10 protein-coding genes are annotated in these 17,014 nt (G+C 69.5%); 6 read left to right on the top strand and 4 right to left on the bottom strand.

Going from position 1 to position 17,014, the window contains the following annotated elements:
• Positions 1 to 2: 2 nt before the first annotated feature.
• Positions 3 to 1,850 carry a GMC family oxidoreductase gene (locus WME97_RS12365; protein ID WP_437555368.1) on the bottom strand — a complete coding sequence of 616 codons (1,848 nt, stop codon included), beginning with the start codon at positions 1,848 to 1,850 and terminating at the stop codon, positions 3 to 5.
• 315 nt (positions 1,851 to 2,165) lie between these two features.
• Between WME97_RS12365 and WME97_RS12360 the strand changes: the two genes are divergently transcribed.
• Positions 2,166 to 2,702, top strand: coding sequence for a hypothetical protein (locus WME97_RS12360; RefSeq protein WP_437552104.1), 537 nt, complete (start codon positions 2,166 to 2,168; stop codon positions 2,700 to 2,702).
• Positions 2,678 to 3,871, top strand: coding sequence for a PAS domain-containing protein (locus WME97_RS12355; protein WP_437552103.1), 1,194 nt, complete (start codon positions 2,678 to 2,680; stop codon positions 3,869 to 3,871). The genes WME97_RS12360 and WME97_RS12355 overlap by 25 nt, the downstream gene beginning before the upstream one ends.
• A 62-nt stretch (positions 3,872 to 3,933) precedes the next feature.
• Here the strand turns inward: WME97_RS12355 and WME97_RS12350 are convergent, their stop codons facing one another.
• On the bottom strand, positions 3,934 to 4,176 hold the full coding sequence (locus WME97_RS12350) for a hypothetical protein (RefSeq protein WP_437552102.1): 243 nt from the start codon (positions 4,174 to 4,176) through the stop codon (positions 3,934 to 3,936).
• A gap of 108 nt (positions 4,177 to 4,284) precedes the next feature.
• Here WME97_RS12350 and WME97_RS12345 point away from each other — a divergent pair, with 108 nt between their 5' ends.
• Positions 4,285 to 5,457 carry an amidohydrolase family protein gene (locus WME97_RS12345; protein WP_437552101.1) on the top strand — a complete coding sequence of 391 codons (1,173 nt, stop codon included), beginning with the start codon at positions 4,285 to 4,287 and terminating at the stop codon, positions 5,455 to 5,457.
• A gap of 93 nt (positions 5,458 to 5,550) precedes the next feature.
• On the opposite strand, the gene WME97_RS12340 is transcribed toward WME97_RS12345, so the two are convergent.
• Positions 5,551 to 6,042 (bottom strand): DUF6691 family protein, encoded by a 492-nt coding sequence (locus tag WME97_RS12340; protein WP_437552100.1) that lies wholly within the window; start codon positions 6,040 to 6,042, stop codon positions 5,551 to 5,553.
• Positions 6,039 to 6,473 (bottom strand): YeeE/YedE family protein, encoded by a 435-nt coding sequence (locus WME97_RS12335; RefSeq protein ID WP_437552099.1) that lies wholly within the window; start codon positions 6,471 to 6,473, stop codon positions 6,039 to 6,041. The genes WME97_RS12340 and WME97_RS12335 overlap by 4 nt, the downstream gene beginning before the upstream one ends.
• A gap of 311 nt (positions 6,474 to 6,784) precedes the next feature.
• Between WME97_RS12335 and WME97_RS12330 the strand changes: the two genes are divergently transcribed.
• From WME97_RS12330 to WME97_RS12320, 3 genes are all read left to right on the top strand, one after another.
• Positions 6,785 to 8,587, top strand: a complete 1,803-nt coding sequence (locus tag WME97_RS12330) for a protein kinase domain-containing protein (protein ID WP_437552098.1) — start codon at positions 6,785 to 6,787, stop codon at positions 8,585 to 8,587.
• Positions 8,588 to 8,642: 55 nt separating this feature from the next.
• Positions 8,643 to 11,501: a TonB-dependent receptor domain-containing protein gene (locus WME97_RS12325; RefSeq protein ID WP_437552097.1), complete on the top strand. Its 2,859-nt coding sequence runs from the start codon at positions 8,643 to 8,645 to the stop codon at positions 11,499 to 11,501.
• 303 nt (positions 11,502 to 11,804) lie between these two features.
• Positions 11,805 to 16,955, top strand: coding sequence for an AAA family ATPase (locus tag WME97_RS12320; protein WP_437552096.1), 5,151 nt, complete (start codon positions 11,805 to 11,807; stop codon positions 16,953 to 16,955).
• Positions 16,956 to 17,014: the final 59 nt, after the last annotated feature.

Raw genomic sequence — 17,014 nt, 5'->3', positions numbered from 1 at the left:
CGTCAGTGGAGCTGCTTGAGCATCGCGCGCGTGCTCCGGTAGCAGAGCGCGGCGAGGGTGAGGGTCACGTTGGCGGTGCCGACCGAAGGCATGCTGCCGGCGCCGACCAGGTAGAGGTTTTCATGATCCCAGGAGCGCTGGTCGGTGTCGACGACCGAAGTGCGCTTGTCCAATCCCATGATGTGTGTGCCGGCCAGGTGGTTGCCCCCCCGGATGGCGTAGCCCTCGCCCTCGTAGGCGACATAGCCGTAGTCGCCGGGGTCGTACCGGGAGAAATCCACGACGCCCAGGCGCGCGAACATGGTCCTGGCGAACTGCCGCGCGTAGGCGGCGCCGCGCATCGTGTACTCCGGCACCGTGAAGGAGACCACCGGGCGCATGTTGCCGAGGCGGTCTGTGTAGCGCGGATCGACGGTGACGCGATTGCTCTCGCTCGGCAGCACCTCGAGCATGAACGCGAACAGGAGCTGGCGCGAGATGCGGTCGACGAGCCCGCGGCGCAGCTCGTCCCCGAAGTGGTTGTGCTGGTCCACGAGCTCGGCCAGATCCGTGAAGGGCGAGCCCGTCGCCCACCCCCAGCCGTCGTTGTGGATGTCCACGCTGAAGGCCGCCTGACTCCGCCGGAATGGCCCCGTGCGCAGGTCGATGATGCCGCCGGTGCAGCTCGTGCCGCGCGTGGTCCCGCAGACCTCGGGCATCAGCCCCCAGCTCAGCAGGTAGGAGTGGTCCATCAGGTTGCGGCCCATCAGCCCGCTGCTGCTCCGGACGCCGGAGGCCAGCAGGAGCCGCGGCGTCTCGATGGCGCCGGCGGCGAGCACGAAGATCTTGCCCTTGACGGTCACCGTCTCGTGCTCTGACGACTGCGGGTCCTTGTAGACCTTGACCTCCAGCGCGGTGACGCGCCCGCTCTCGGGATCGATCACCACCTTCGAGGCGACCGCCTGGACCATCAGGTCGACCCGCCCTGTCTCCAGCGCCTTCGCCAGCGTCTTGCCGGCGTGATACCGCGCCTGCACCGGGCAGAGCGGCACGCAGTTGGTGTTGCCCTGGCAGCGCTCCCCCTCCTCCACCTGATGGGTGTTGACGGCGCCCACCGGCACGTAGCCCTTGCCGCCGTCGTAGGCGGGGTTGGGAACTCCGTTGCGGGCCTGCGGGTACGCGCGGATCCGGATGGAATACGCCTGGTCGTGCAGCTTGACCTCGGTGCCGTCGATGCCCTTGCCGACCCTCTGATCGAGGTAGGACAGCGGCAAGCCCTTCATCGGGTACACGTAGCCTTCGGGGAAGCGGAGCCCCAGGTACGTCTGCTCCCCGACGTCGGCGGAGACGCCGACCTCGCGCTCGGCGACCTGGTAGTCGGGCTCGATGTCCTCGTAGCTCAGCGGCCAGTCGATGCCCTGTCCGAACAGCGTGCGGACCTTGAAGTCGTCCGGCAACATGCGGGGGGTCTTCGCCTCCCAGTGCATGGTCGTCCCGCCGAACACGCGCGTGTAGTTGGTGTCGGTGACGTAGGGTCCCGATTGCACGACGTAGGGAGCCGCGTCGGTTTCGCCGGGCTGGAGCTTGCGGAGCTCCGGGCTGCGCGGCATCCGCGCGTTGGGGTTCTCGGGAAACGGCGCCTGGTTGTCCTTCGACGACGCCGCGAAGAAGTTGGCAAGATAGGACTCATAGCCGGAGATCGACCGGTTCGTCCCCGCCCCCGCCTCCAGCAGCAGCACCCGCTTTCCTGCTCGGCTTAGCTCGTTGGCCACGATCGCGCCGGCGATCCCGGAGCCCACGATCACGGCATCATAGCCGTCATCGGCGGCCACCGCGCCGGCGTCCGTCCGCAGCGCCGTGTCAATTTTCAATAGCACGTCCCGCCCTCCCTATGTGAACGATGCCCCCGATGTGCTAAATCAGAAGAGGTCGGTCGCTGTCAACCACTTCATTGAATCGATCGCGTGACACCGGGATCGGCGCTTCTGTCGCTGTCATGAGCGTGGATCGCCGCACGATGTGGGCGCACCGCGGCGTTCACGTCCGCGCCTGCGCGTGGATGCAGCGCGTTGAGGCCAGCTTCGGAGCGCGCGGCGCCTGGTGCACGAGCCAAGGCGGCGCCGGGACGGACGCCGGGATCTTCCATCGCCGGGCCGACTCAGGGTGCATTCAAGGATGTCGCCACCGTGAATCCCAATCTGGCCTGGGGAGCGACGATGGTGCTTCTGGTGCTCGGCATCGTTGGACTGTACTTGAAGCGCACAAACGCGGAGAGCCACGCGACGCTCGTGACCGTATACGCACGTCAGGCGCGGAAATTTGGCCGGCACGTCGAGGATTTCGCCGAAGAGATTGCGTCCTATGGTGACTTCGATCTGCGTGTGACCGTTCGTCGGAAGGGCGGCAACGAGCTGGTCGTCCGGTCGCTTTCGAGCGCGTTGCGCGACTTCTATGGCGTGGGGCCGGCCCCGGCGGGAGATGGTGGGACCCGAGCGAGGTGCCTCGCCACCTCCGCAGGCGCCAGCGAGGAGCGCCGTGAGGTGCAGGCAGGGGGGCCTTCATGGTACGACAAGCACACTGTGCCCCAACCGACAGGGGCAGGCGGGCTCGCGGCATGCTCGCTCGAACGCGCTTCACATGCGCGATGGGCCTCTGATAAGTACCATGGGATGTTGCCGGCCATAGGGCGGGAGGTCATGTGGCAGACCCGGAATCTCCTGTAGACTCGCTCCAGGCGTTCTTCTCGTCCTGTCCCGACATGCTGTTCGTGGCAGAGCTGGATGGCCGGCTGCGGCGGATCAGCGGCGCCTTGGAGCGCGCCCTGGGGCCGGTCGCGGCGCGGGGGGCAACGCTCGCATCGCTCGTCGACGACGAGGCCGATGCCAGCTCGTTCGAGGCCGCCTGGGGCCGGCTGCGGGCGTCCGGCGATCCCGTGCAGCTGGCCGTGTGCTTCCGCGACGCGCACGGCGGCCGCAGGACGCTCGCGTGCAGCGCGACCCGGTCGCCGTCGGGCGACGCGGTGTACGGCTCGCTCCGTGGCGTCCTCACCCGCACCCCGGAGCCGAGCCCGCGCAACAACCTCAAGGCGCGCGTCCTGGACCACCTCGCCGAGCACGTGTCCATCGGCATCTGGACGACCGACCGGGAGGGAGTCCTGCTGTTCAGCGAAGGCAAGGGCCTCAGGCAGTGCAACATCGAGCCGAACCAGTTCGTCGGGATGAGCGTCTTCGAGCTGTACAAAGGCTACCCGATCACCGACAGCGTGCGGCGTTCACTCGTCGGAGAGCAGACTCACTCCTACGAGGAGGTGCACGGCTATCACTGGGAGAGCTGGGTGGTGCCGTTCCGGGGGGACGCCGGCGAGATCGAGGGGGTGCTCGGGATCTCGCTCAACGTGACGGAGGCGAAGAACGCCGAGGCAGAGCTCCGGTCGCAGCTCCAGCAGATCGAGAACCAGCGGCAGGTGATCCGCACCTTGTCGATGCCCATCATCGAGGTGTGGAGCGGCGTGCTCACGCTCCCGATGGTGGGCATCATGGACAGCGTGCGGACGGCCGATATCATGGAGAGCCTGCTCGGGCGCATCGTCGAGAAGCAGGCGCGTTTCGCCATCCTGGATCTCACCGGCGTCGAGATGGTGGACACGCAGGTCGCGAGCCACCTCATCGAGCTCGTCACCGCGATCCGGCTCCTCGGCGCAGAGGGCATCGTGGCGGGCATCAAGCCGAACGTCGCCCAGACGATGGTCGCGCTGGGGCTCGACCTCTCGCAGATCAACACCCAGCAGAACCTTCGAGCTGCCCTCGGCCATTGCATCCGCAAGATGAGCGCAGAGAGGCAGCTCTCGCCGGTGCGTGCCGACGCGGCCGCCGGGGGAGCGCCCTCCCGCTAGCCGAGGAGCGCTTCGCGGATCGCTGCGCGACGGGCAGGACCGGCGCGATGGGAGCGGTCAGATCATCGACACGCGCAGTCGACCGAGAGGGTGTAGCTGCCTTCGGCCCCGGCATAGCCGTCCACCACCAGGTAGGATGTCTGGCCTGGCGCGCTCGTCCAGCTGTTCGCGACGGATCCGCCGGCACCGCTGCCTCCAGAGCCATTGCCGGCACCACCACCCGTCGGGCCCGCCTCGTGCACATCGTTGCCGCACGCTGCGACCATGAACACCGCGCAACCAAGAGCCAAGTGAAGGCGACTCACGTTGCCTCCTTCCGTTCCGCCTGCGCCCCGCAGCAACTCATGTCAATTCGGTGATCTGCCCCGAGGCGCTCCTCACCGAGAGCGGCCTCCTGCGCGCTATGCTCGGTCATGCTCGCGTCCAGAGGCCGCCTCGTGTCCAGCGCGGACATCGCAGCGCTCATGCTCGTTCTCCTCCTGCAATCCGCGTGCGCTCACGGCCCGGCAGCGCCATGCGCGGCGCCGTCGCGGCCCGCCGACATCGGGGCGCTGCGGCTCGCGGACTGGCAGCCCGTACCGCTTCTGGCGCTCGATCGCACCGCGATCACCCACCTGGCCGTGCCCGCCGTCGATGTCCACACGCACTTGCACCGTGTCGTGGACGTGGCGGCCGAGGTCGCGCGCATGGACGCGTTCCACGTCGAGACCCTGGTCAACCTCGATGGCTCCTCGGGCAAGCGCCTGGTGCGCGAGCTCGAGCGCTTCGACCGCGCCTATCCGGGGCGCTTTCTGACCTATGCCAACCTCGACCTCACGCTCGTGGGCGCGCCGGGCTGGGGCGAGCGCGTGGCCGCGCAGCTCGCGACCGACTTCGAGGCCGGGGCCAAGGGACTGAAGATCTTCAAGGAGCTCGGGCTCACGGTGCGCACGCCCGAGGGCCGGCGCGTCGCGCTCGACAGCCCGGAGCTCGAGCCGGTCTGGCGCACGTGCGCGCGCCACCGCCGGCCCGTGCTCTGGCACGTGGCCGACCCGGCGGCGTTCTTCGCCCCGCTGGACGCGAAGAACGAGCGCTGGCACGAGCTGCACGAGTTCCCGAGCTGGTCGTTCGCAGACCGGACGCGCTTTCCAACACGCGCGCGGCTCTTCGAGGAGCGCAACCGCGTGATCGAACGCCACCCCGACGTCACCTTCGTGGGCGCGCACATGGCCAGCTCGTCCGAAGACCTGAAGCAGCTCGCGGGCTGGCTCGCTCGCTTCCCCAATCTGCAGGTCGACATGTCGGCCAGCATCAGCGAGCTGGGCCGGCAGCCGCGCGCTGCGCACCGCTTCTTCGTGCGCTACCAGGATCGCGTGCTCTTCGGCACCGACCTCAAGAGCGCCAAGACGGCGGGCTACGAGGTCTATGCGCGCTTCCTCGAGACCGAGGACGACTACTTCGATACCGAGGCCGCGAACGGCCGCCAGGGGTCCTGGAGGATCTACGGTATGCACCTGCCCGCGCCCGTGCTGCAGAAGATCTACCGCGACAACGCGCGCCGCCTGCTCTGGCCTGCAGATCCCGATCGGCTCGCGGCGCACCCGTGACGCTCGGCGCCCGGCGCGACACACGATGTTCCGTCCGGCGCGACACGCGTCGTGCGCCGTTCCGCCCGTCACAAGCGTTGTTTCACGTGCCGTTCATTCCGTCGTCTGCTCGCTTGTTTCGCCCCTCGCCCTGGCCGAGGCGAAACGCTCGATCGCCATGCCGGCGGCCATCGCCGCGACGAACGCGAGCACGGCGCGCGATCCGGTCGCCAGCGAGACGAGCGCCGGCCCCGGGCAGTACCCGGCGAGACCCCAGCCGACGCCGAACAGCGCGGCGCCAGCCACGAGGCGCGCGTCGATGTCGGCGCGGGTCGGGACGTCCGCGCGGTCGGCCAGGAGGGGAAACAGCGGCGCGCGGGCAAGGCCGGCCGCGTCGGCGCCGCCCCCGCGCCGCCGCCAGCGAAGGACGCGGTAGGCCAGGAAGTGCACGGATACCGCGCCGGCCATCACGAACGCGAGGCTCGGGTCCCAGCCGCCGGCCACGTCGAGGAAGCCGATGACCCTGGACGGCTGGGTCATGCCGGAGACGCCGAGCCCCACGGCGAACAGCAAGCCAGCGAGGAACGCTGCTGCGCCCTGCTTCATCGCGCCCCCCCGAGCAGGTGCCGGCTGACGTACACCGTGATGGCCGCGGTCGCGATGAACGTCAGCGTGGCGACGAGCGACCGGACCGACAGACGGCTGAGGCCGCAGACTCCATGGCCGCTCGTGCACCCGTTGCCGAGCCGCGCGCCCCAGCCGACGAGCAACCCCGCGACGATCACGAGGCCGAGCGAGCCGCCGCCCCCCGCCGAGGGGAAGGCGACCGGATGCGCGGCGACGAGCGCGAGGCCGCCGAGGAGGAGGCCCGCGACGAACGCCGCGCGCCAGGCGGTATCTCCTGGCTTCCGGAAGAGCAGCCCTCCGACGATGCCGCTGATGCCAGCGACCCTCCCGTTGAAGAGCAGCAGGAGAGACGCCCCCACGCCGATGAGCGCGCCGCCGAGGAGGGGGCCTATCACGGTGAATTCATTCACGATGAGACCTCGCTGAGAGACCGGTGGCCACCATAGCAATGCGCGTCATCCACGGAAGACGAACCACCACGCGGTGCGCAATGCCGGAGCCCGCTCGGCGTATTTCGGCCGGCCCCGCCGGCTCGCGCGCCCCCTGCCGCGTCCGCCACCGCTCGCCGCGCCACCGCTGCTGCGAGCGCGCGGCGCCACACCCCGCCTGGATCGCCGCCCGACAGCGCGGGTGGGGCTGGGAGCGGGCGTATCACACACGGCGCCGGCGGGCGGCCGAGATTGTGCCGGGTCCCAGAGGTGCTGGTGTATACTGACGGCCGATGGCCCACGCAGGCTCGGACGCGGCGGAACCGGCTTCATGGCGCAGGATTCCGCGCGTCGGGGATGTCGTCGGCGGCAAGTACCGCGTCGAGCGCGTGCTCGGCCGCGGCGGCATGGGGATCGTCGTCGCGGCGCACCACATCTCGCTGCGCCACCGCGTCGCGCTGAAGTTCCTGCTGCCCGAGGGGCGCACCACGCCCGGCGCCACGGAGCGCTTCTTCCGGGAGGCGCAGGCCGCGGCGGCGATCGCCAGCGAGCACATCGCCCGCGTCATCGATGTGGGGCAGACCGACGACGATCTGCCCTATTTCGTGATGGAGTACCTGAATGGCATCGATCTGGAGGCGCTGCTCGAATCGCGGGGCCCGCTGCCCGTGGAGCACGCGGTCAGCTACGTGATCGAGGCCTGCGAGGCGCTCGCCGAGGCGCACTCGCTCGGGATCGTCCACCGCGACCTCAAGCCGGGCAACCTCTTCCTCGCGAACCGCAAGGACGGCTCGACCCTGATCAAGGTGCTCGACTTCGGCATCTCGAAGGCGTCCGAGGAGGGCGTGCTCGGCTTGAACGCCCAGCTGACCGCATCCGCCGTGGTGCTCGGCTCTCCCCGCTACATGTCCCCGGAGCACATCCGCAGCACCCGGACGGTGGACGCCCGCAGCGACATCTGGGCGCTCGGCATGACGCTCTATCAGCTCCTGACGGGACGGCTGCCGTTCGAGACCGAGTCCGTCTCGGCGCTGTTCGTGAGCATCGTGACCGACGTGCCCGTGCCCCCGCGCAGCCACCGGCCGGAGATCCCGCTCGCGCTCGAGTGGATCATCCTGATGTGCCTCGAGAAGGATCCAGCGCGCCGTCCCCAGACGATCGCCGAGCTGGCCACGCTGCTCGAGCCGCTCGCGTCGGAGTCCGCGCGCCAGACGGTGGCGCGCATCCTGCGCAGGGCGATGGGGAACGAGGCCGTCGACGCGCCGCCGCCGCCGGATCGCCCGCGCGCCATCGACGAGGAAGCCGAGACCCTGACCGGGCCGATCGGCCCCACGCGCGGGTCCCGGCACAGCTTGAGCGAGCAGGCGAAGGAGCGCGCCTCCTCGATGCCGCCCACGCAGGCGTCCGTCGCTCCACCCTCCTTCGCGACGGCGGCCTCGCCATCGATGCCGCCTGCGCGGGTGTCCGTCGCGCCGCTCACGCTCACCGCGGCGGCCTCGCCGTCGGTGCCGCCCGCGCGGGTGTCGGTCGTTCCTCTCACGCTCACCGCGGCGGCCTCGCCGTCGGTGCCGCCCGCGCAGACGTCGGCTGCCGGACCTCCCTCCGTGCACGCGTTGCCCCCGGACGAGTCGCTGGCGCCGACGGCGGCGCCGTCCAGACGGGGCGAGCGCGTCGCCTCGGGGGATCCGCAGGGGCGGCGCCCGCGAAGCCTGATCGCGCCCCTCGCGGCGGCGGCGCTCGTCGCGCTCCTCGGGGGCATGGCGGCGACCGCGTGGCTCGGGCGCGGCGCGGCGCCGGCCGCGGGCGCGCCGCCCGCCGGCGAGGCGGCCTCGCAGGTCGCGCCGGCGCAGGGCGAGCCTCCCGCGCCCTCGAGCGAGGATCCCGGGCCTTCGTCCCTCCCGCCGTCGGAGGTCGCCTCGCCGCCCACAGCGGCGGCCGCCGCGGCGAGCGGGTTCGCCACGGCCGGCGCCGCGCTCGCGCCGCTCGGCTCGGCGAGGGCGGGCCGCCCGCGCGCGGTGCTCGCGCCGTCGTCGCCGTACCCGGCCAGCAGCGAGCCGGCGCCGACGAAGGCGACGCGCCTGCGCGAGCACCGCTAGCTGCATGCGTCGAGCGCCCTCGAGCACGCGCGCTCGCCGGTGGAGGCTCGCCGCGGTGCCCCTCCTCGCGGGCGCCCTGCTCCAGGCCCCCGCCGCCCGCGCCGACGGCGAGGGCCAGGCCGACGAGGCCGACCTCCACTTCGACCTGGGCCGCGACCTCTACAAGCAGGGGCAGTTCCAGACGGCCCTCGAGCACTTCCTCGCGTCGAACCGGCTCGTGCCGAACCGCAACGTCGTCTTCAACATCGCGCTCACCTACGAGGAGCTGGGCCGCTTCGCGGACGCGCACCGGTACTACGACGACGCGCTCGAGGGCGAGGCCGACCCGGAGGTCGTCGCCGAGCTCCAGGCCGCGCTCCAGCGGATCGCGCCGCGCGTGGCCGTGCTCCAGATCGTCACGTCGCCGCCGGGGGCCAGGATCTACGTCGATCGCAAGGACCTCGGCGCGCGCGGCACCGCGCCGCGCCGGCTCGCCATGTCCGAGGGGCGCTACCGGATCCTCGTCGAGCTCGCGGGCTACGAGCCCGTGGCCGTGGACGACGTCCCGGTGAAGCTGGGGCAGAGCAAGGAGGTCCTCATCGTGCTCCGCCGCATCGTCGGCACCGTGCGGGTGGACGTGCGCGGCGCGAGCGAGGCCACGGTGCACGTCGATCACGACGGCGCCCCGCCCGCCTGCACCGCCCCGTGCGATCTCGATCTGCCGCCGGGCCGCCACGTGCTCCATTTCTCGCGCCCGGGCTTCGAGGCGGCGCCGCAGCCGCTGACCGTCGCCGCGCACGAGACGGTGCCGATCACGGCGACGCTCAGCCCGCTCACCGGCTCGATCCTCGTGCGCGCCGACGAGCCCGACGCCCTCGTCGAGATCGACGGCCGCCCCATGGGCTTCACGCCGTCGGTGATCCAGGGCGTCCCCGTGGGCCGTCGCCGCGTCCGCGTCAGCCTGCGGGGCTTCGCCCCCGTCGAGCGGACCATCGACGTGACGGCCGGCCAGCAGGCGGAGCTGCGCGACGTCACGCTGGCGCCGCTCCGGGAGGTGTCGTCGGCCTCGCGCGTCCTCGAGCGCCTGGAGGACGCGCCCGCATCCATCAGCGTCATCGAGCAGCACGAGCTGCGCGCCTTCGGGTACCCGACCATCGCCGAGGCGCTGCGCGGCACGCGGGGCATCTACCTCTCGAACGATCACGTCGTCTACTCGGCGGGGATCCGCGGGCTCGGCGAGCCGCTCGACTACGGCAACCGGCTCCTCGTCCTCTCCGACGGCCACTCGACGAACGACAACGTGCTGAACGCCTCGTTCGTGGGCTCCGACGCGCGCGACGACCTCCACGACGTGGATCACATCGAGGTCGTCCGCGGCCCTGGCTCGCTGCTCTACGGCACGGGCGCGCTCTCGGGCATCGTCAACCTCGTCCCGCGCGGGCGCGACGAGCCCACGAGCGCGCACGTGGCGGCCGGCACCTACTACGACGGCGTGGGCCACGCGCGCGCCGGGTTCCACTACAACGCCCGCAGGGACGCGGGCGTGCAGGCGAGCGTCTCCGGGGCGCGCTCCGACGGGTTCGACGTCCCGGTGGCGCTGCGGGATCCCGGCGAGGGCCCGCGCGTGCAGATCGCCGAGCGCGCCGAGACCTTCCGGGCCGGCGGCACGTCCGGGCGCGCCTGGTACGGGCCGTTCACGGCGCAGTGGATGTACCACGCGCGCGAGCAGCTCGTCCCGATCGGCTACGTGGGCACGCGGCTCAACGACCTCGGGACGAGCTACGAGGACGCGCACATGATGGCCGAGGTGCGCTTCGAGCCGCGGCTCACGCCCGACCTTCAGCTCATGGCGCGCGCCCACGTGAACCGCTTCGTCTGGCACGGCGCCTATGCGTTCGAGGAGGGGACGATCTTCGAGCAGCAGCACGGCACCTGGCTGGGCGGCGAGCTCAGGGCGGCGTGGACGCCGCTCCCCTGGCTGAGGGTCACCGGCGGCGGCGAGGTGCAGGAGCACTCCGAGGCGACGCTGAGCAGCGTGCTCGCGGACGGCCGCGCGCACACGAAGCCCGTGCCGTACCGCTTCGGCGCCGGCTACCTGATCCTCGACAGCTCGCCGGCCCCGTGGGTCCGCCTCTCGTGGGGCGCGCGCCTCGACGTCTACAGCACGTTCGCGCCGATCGTCGTGCCGCGCGCCGCGGTCATCCTCCGGCCCGCGCCGGGAGGGGTCCTGAAGATCATGGGCGGACGCGCCTTCCGCGCCCCGAGCATCTCCGAGCAGTTCTACACCGACGGCAAGACGCAGGTGCCCGCCGTCGACCCCGAGCGGGGCCTCGTGCTCAAGCCGGAGTCCATCGCTTCCGCCGAGATCGAGTACTCGCAGCGCCTCGGCGACGACTGGACGGCGCTCGGCGCCGTTCACGCGAGCAAGCTGTCGGACCGGATCACCTCCGCCGAGGACAGGCCCGGCGTGCCCGGCGTGGTGCGCTACGTGAACAGCCGTCGAGACGCGTTCGTGGCGGGGTGTGACGTCGAGCTCCGCCGCGAGTGGCGCCAAGGCTGGATGCTCGCGGCGACGTACGGCTACCAGCGCGGCGAGCTCAGGCGCGGCGAGCGGCTGATCAACGCGCCGGAGCACCTCGCGTCGTTTCGCGGCGTCGTCCCGGTGGTGGAGCGGCTCGCCGCCGCGGCGCTCCGGATCAACCTGGAGGCGCCCCGGCGCATCGGCCGCAGCTCGGCCGACGAAACAGCGGGCGCGATCGTCGCGGACCTCACGGTGTCAGGGGAGCTCCAGCGCTTCCACAGCCGCTATGTGATCGGCATCTACAACGCGATGGACACGCGGTACGACTACCCGGCCGCGGAGAGCTACCTCTCGGCCACGAGCCGGCAGAACGGCAGGACCTTCCTCGCCGAGATCACCGTCAGCTATCCATAGCTCCGCACGTCGGGCCGTGCGCGTGCGGCCCGGCTTCGATCCGAGCCCGGCTCCGGCGATCGTTACGAGGTTCTTGACCTTCGGAACATTGTTGGAGCTCCTGGCATCATGAGAGGAGTGGCATCTGGCGGCGGCTGCTCGGCGGCGGCGCCTCTGGTACGGCACGCGGCCGAGGCCGCCGCTGGAGGCGAAAGCGGGTGTGTTGGCCTGCAAGGCTCGCCATGGTGGGTGTCAGAAAGTGTTAGACTCCGTCATGGGAGGGCTCATGCTGCCGCTGCCGCGGCTACCTCACCGAGCGCCCGCATGACGAGCCCGCCCCCTCACTTTCCCTACACGATCGGCGAAACCGTTGCCGAGGGCCGCGGGGTTGCCGTGTACCGCGCTGTTCGAAACGCCGATGGCCACCCGGTGGTCCTCAAGGTGCTCGACCCACGAAGCTGCCGGCCGAAGGACCTCGATCGCCTCAAGAGGGAGTACGAGACGGGCAAGACGCTGGATGTCGGGACCGTCGTCAGGCCCCTCGCCCTCGAGAGGTACGAGGGGAGGCTCGCCCTCGTCATGGAAGACTCCGGCGCGGAGCCGCTCGATCGACTGCTCGGGGCGCCGATGGCGATCGGCAGGTTCCTCGACATTGCTGTTCGCGTCGCAGGGGCCGTCTCCGACATTCACCAGCGAGGCGTAGTCCACAGAGATCTCAAGCCCGCCAACATCCTCGTCAATTCCACCACCGGCGAGGTGAAGATTGCCGATCTCGGGCTCGCGTCACGGCTCCCCCGCGACCAGCAGGCCGCGCAGCCAGCGCGCCTCATCGAGGGCTCACTACCTTACATATCGCCCGAGCAGACAGGGCGGATGAACCGAGGGATTGACAGCCGCAGCGATCTGTATTCCCTGGGTGTCACATTCTACCAGATGCTCACGGGAAAGCTCCCAATCCAGGCTCGCGATCCACTGGAATGGATTCATGGTCACATCGCCCGCGCGTTCGCGGCGCCGTCCGACGTGGTCCCCGAAGTGCCCGAGGCGGTCGCGCGCATCGTGATCAAGCTCCTCGCGAAGATGCCCGAGGAGCGCTACCAGACCGCACGCGGCCTTCGCTGTGACCTGGAAAGGTGCTTCGAGCTATGGACCTGCCGTGGGAGCATCAAGCCCTTCCCCTTGGGCGAGCAGGACGCGTCGGGCCGCCTCGAGATCCCGCAGAAGCTCTACGGGCGCGACGAGGAGATCGCGGCGCTGCTGGGCGCCTTCGAGCGCGTGTTCGACACCGGATCTCCTGAGCTGGTGCTAATATCCGGCTATTCCGGCATCGGCAAGTCGACGCTGGTTCACGAGCTGAACAAGCCTGTTATCCGGGGGCGTGGATTGTTCGCCTCGGGAAAATTCGACCAGTCCAAGCGCGGCATCCCTTACTCCACGATCGTTCAAGCACTTCAGGAGATCGTGCTCGAGATCCTTGCCGACAGCAGGGGAATCGCGGCCTGGAAGCAGCGATTGCTCGAGGCCCTTACGGTCAACGGACAGCTCATCGTGGAGCTGATCCCGCAGCTCGAGCTCGTCATCGGCCGGCAACCGCCGGCTCCCGAATTGCCGCCGGTCGAGGCGCAGAACCGGTTTCGTATCGCCTTCCGGAACTTCATCGGGGTGTTCGCCCAGAAGGAGCACCCTCTCGCGCTCTTCCTCGACGATCTCCAGTGGGCCGATTCGGCGAGCCTCGAGCTCCTCCAGGATCTGATGACGCACCCCGAGACGGGCCACCTCCTCGTCATCGGTGCGTATCGCGACAATGAGGTGCCCCCCTCGCACCCGCTCATGAGGGCGCTGGACAACGTGAGGAGGGAGGGCGGGCGCGTCCGGGACATCGTGCTCGGCCCGCTCTCCCGCGAGCACCTGGCCACGCTCGTCAGCGACATGCTTCGCTGCCGGCATGAAGACGCCGCGCCGCTCTCGGACCTGGTCCACGAGAAGACGGCCGGCAACCCCTTCTTTGCGATCCAGTTCCTCATCGCTCTTTACGAAGAGCGGCTGATCGAATTCGATTCGCATGCGGGCGCCTTTCGGTGGGACATGGCGAAGATCCGCGCCAAAGGCTTCACCGACAACGTGGTCGACCTGATGGTCGACAAGCTCGCGCGGCTCCCTGCTGGCACGCAGGAAGCGCTGAAGCAGCTCGCCTGTCTCGGGCACGCCGCGGAGGTCGGCTTCTTGACGACAGCGTACGGCCGCTCGGAGGAGGAGCTGCACGCGGATGTCTGGGAGGCCGTCTGCGTGGGGCTCGTCCTCCGCCAGGAAGGCACGTACAAGTTCCTCCACGACCGCGTCCAGGAGGCGGCCTATTGGCTCATCCCGGAGGAGCAGCGGGCCGTAGTGCATCTCAAGATCGGCCGGCTCCTCGTGTCGCATCTGCCCAGAGAGTCCCTCGAGGAGCGAGCTTTCGACGTCGCGAATCAGCTCAATTACGGCGCCCACCTCCTCACCGACCCACGCGAGAGGGAGGCGCTCTGCCGGCTCAACCTCCTGGCAGGGCTCAAGGCAAAGGCTTCGGTCGCCTTCGCTTCGGCTCGCGGCTACCTGGCCCAGGCGACATCACTGCTGCCCCCGGACGCCTGGAGCGCACGGTACGAGGACACGTTCACGCTCTACCTGGAGCTCGCAGAATGCGAGTACCTCGCCGGCGACTTCCAGCGGGCCGACGAGCTGGTCGACCTGATTCTCCAGAACGCCCACGCGACCCCCGACCGAGCCAGGGCCTACCGGCTGCGCATGCGGCTCTATCAGATGGCCGGACGACACTGCGACGCGGCGACGGTCATGCTCGAGGCCCTGCGGCTCTACGGGGTGACGCTCCCGGATATCGACGAGGAGATCCAGGCGGCCGTGGAGGCCGAGATCCGCCAGGTCCCGATCAACCTGCGCGGGCGTCGCATCGCCGATCTCGTCGACGCGCCCGTAGCCACGGACGAAAGCGTGCGGGCGCTCATCGGTCTGGTCGCCGAATCGAGCCCCCTCATCTACTCCGTGCGACCGGCGCTCTGGGCCCTGCTCACCGCCAAGGGAGTGAACGTCTCCCTGCGGTGCGGACACGCCGAAGAGTCCTCGTTCGTCTACAGTTGTTACTCCATGGTGGTGGTGTCGATCCTGGACGACATTCCATGCGCGTTCCAGTTCTCTGAGATGGCGCTCAGGCTGAATGAAAGGTTCAAGAGCGTCACGACCAAGCTCAAGGGGAAGCTGCTCTTTCATCACGCGGGCGTCGTCAATTTCTGGCGCAGGCACTACGCGACGAGCCTCCCGCTCATGGACCAGGCCTTCCTCGATTGCCTCAACGTTGGAGATCTCATCTGCGCCGGCTACTTGACGTACAACATGGTATGGCTTCTCCTGGAGAACGGCGACCCGCTCGATCGCGTCATTGACGTCGCGCGGAAGTACACCGCGTTCGCCCGGCAGACCCACAACGACGTGGTGTACCATGTAGTCCGGCTCGAAGAGCAGTTTGCGGCGAGCCTGAAGGGAGCGACGCAGGCAGCCACGAGCTTCTGCGACGGCGCCTTCGACGAGGAGAACAGCATCGCGATCCTCAACAAGGCGGGCTTCGGCCTCGGAATCGCCGTTGTTCATATCATGAAGCAGATCGCGGCATTTACCCATGAACGGCACGCCGAAGCGCTGGAGTCCGCAGCCAGCGCCGCGCTGATGCAGCACCAGGTGGCGTCTCTGGCGATGGAGGCGGCGCATCACTTCTACCACGCGCTCACGCTGACGGCGCTCCACGCGCAGGCACCTCAGGAGCAGCGGCGGCAATTCGCGCAGACCCTCGAGGAGCAACTGCGGAAGCTGAAGCTCTGGGCCGACAACTGCCCCGAGAACTTCCAGAGCCGCTACGCCCTGGTGTCAGCCGAGGTCGCGCGCATCGAGGGCAGGGACCTCGACGGCATGCGCCTCTATGAAGAGGCCATCCGCTCGGCGCGCGACAGCGGCTTCGTCCACAATGAAGCGCTCGCCTACGAGCTCGCGTCTCGGTTCTACCGAGCGCGAGGGTTCGAGCGAATCGCCGATACGTACCTGCGCGAGGCCCGGTCCTGCTACGTGCGCTGGGGGGCGGACGGCAAGGTGAAGCAGCTCGAGACGCTGTATCCGCAGCTCCTGGAGCAACGGCCGCTCGCGCCCACCGCCACCTTCGCGGCGCGCGCCGAGCACCTCGACCTGCTCTCGGTCGTCAAGGCGTCGCAGACCATCTCGAGCGAGATCCTCCTGGAGAAGCTCTTGCGAACGCTGCTCGAGTTCGTCCTCGAGCAGGGAGGTGCCCAGAAGGGCTGCCTCATCCTCGTACGGGGCAGTGATCTGACGATCGAAGCGGAAGCCGCGATCGAAGAGCGACAAGGCACCGTGACGAAGGTCCTGCATTCGTTGCCGGTGTCCTCCTCGCCGCTCGTCCCCGCCTCGCTCCTCCACTACGTGCGGCTCACCAAAGAGCGGGTGCTCCTCGATGATGCCGCCACGAAGGCCGGCAGGTTTTCGGACGACGAGCACATCGTCCGACAGAAGCCGAGGTCGATCCTCTGCGTTCCAATCTTGCGGCAGGCCGAGGTGATCGGCCTGCTTTACCTCGAAAACAACCTCACCACGCACGCGTTCACGCCCGAGCGGCTCCTCGCCCTCGAGCTGCTCGCGACGCAAGCGGCCATCTCGCTCGAGCACGCGCTCTTGCTCGCCAGGGAGCGAGGGGCGCGGGCGGCGGCAGAGGCCGCGGAGAGGCGCACGGCGATCCTCGCCCACGAGCTGAAGACGCCGCTGACAGGCGTCCATCTCAAGCTCGACGCGCTCTCGCGATCGATAAAGCATCAAGAGACGGTATCCTCGTCCTGGTTGTCGTCCTCGCTTACGTCGCTCAAGCGTCAGCTCGGTCGACTCAACGTGTTGATCGACAGCCTGCTCGACCTCTCGCGCGTCCAGGTGGGGCGGCTCGTCCTGACGCGTGAACCGGTGGATTTGACGGCGCTCGTGCGGGACGTCGTCGGGAGGCTGAGCGAGCAGGCGGCGCTGGCAGGATGTGCGCTCCACGTCCAGGCGATATGCGCTGTCTGGGGCCAGTGGGATCGGCTGCGGCTCGAGCAGGTCGCGACGAACCTGCTGACGAACGCCCTGAAGTACGGAGCTGGAAAGCCGGTTCGGATCGTCGCCGACGCGGATGGGGCCGTCGCTCGCCTCTCGGTCTTCGATCAGGGGATCGGGATATCTGAGCCCGACCAGCGGCGCGTGTTCGAGGCGTTTGAGCGCGCGACGGGGATTCATCAAGCGCAGAGCCTCGGACTCGGCCTGTACCTTGTTCGGGAGATCGTACGAGCGCATGGCGGGCGCGTGCATCTTCACAGCCGGCCAGGTTCAGAAACAACGTTCACCATCGAGCTGCCTATCGAGCCGGACGGCGAGATCAGCCTCGCGCAGCCATCGTGAGAAGGAGGCGAGCGGGCGCGTCGAGGGCCGCGCCACTCGCCAGACCGCCGCGGCGCGTC

This window comes from Sorangium sp. So ce367, from assembly GCF_051520455.1.
Lineage (GTDB): Bacteria > Myxococcota_A > Polyangia > Polyangiales > Polyangiaceae > Sorangium > Sorangium cellulosum_B.
The sequence above is the reverse complement of the archived record's forward strand: the minus strand, read 5'-3'. Positions and strand labels throughout refer to the sequence as shown.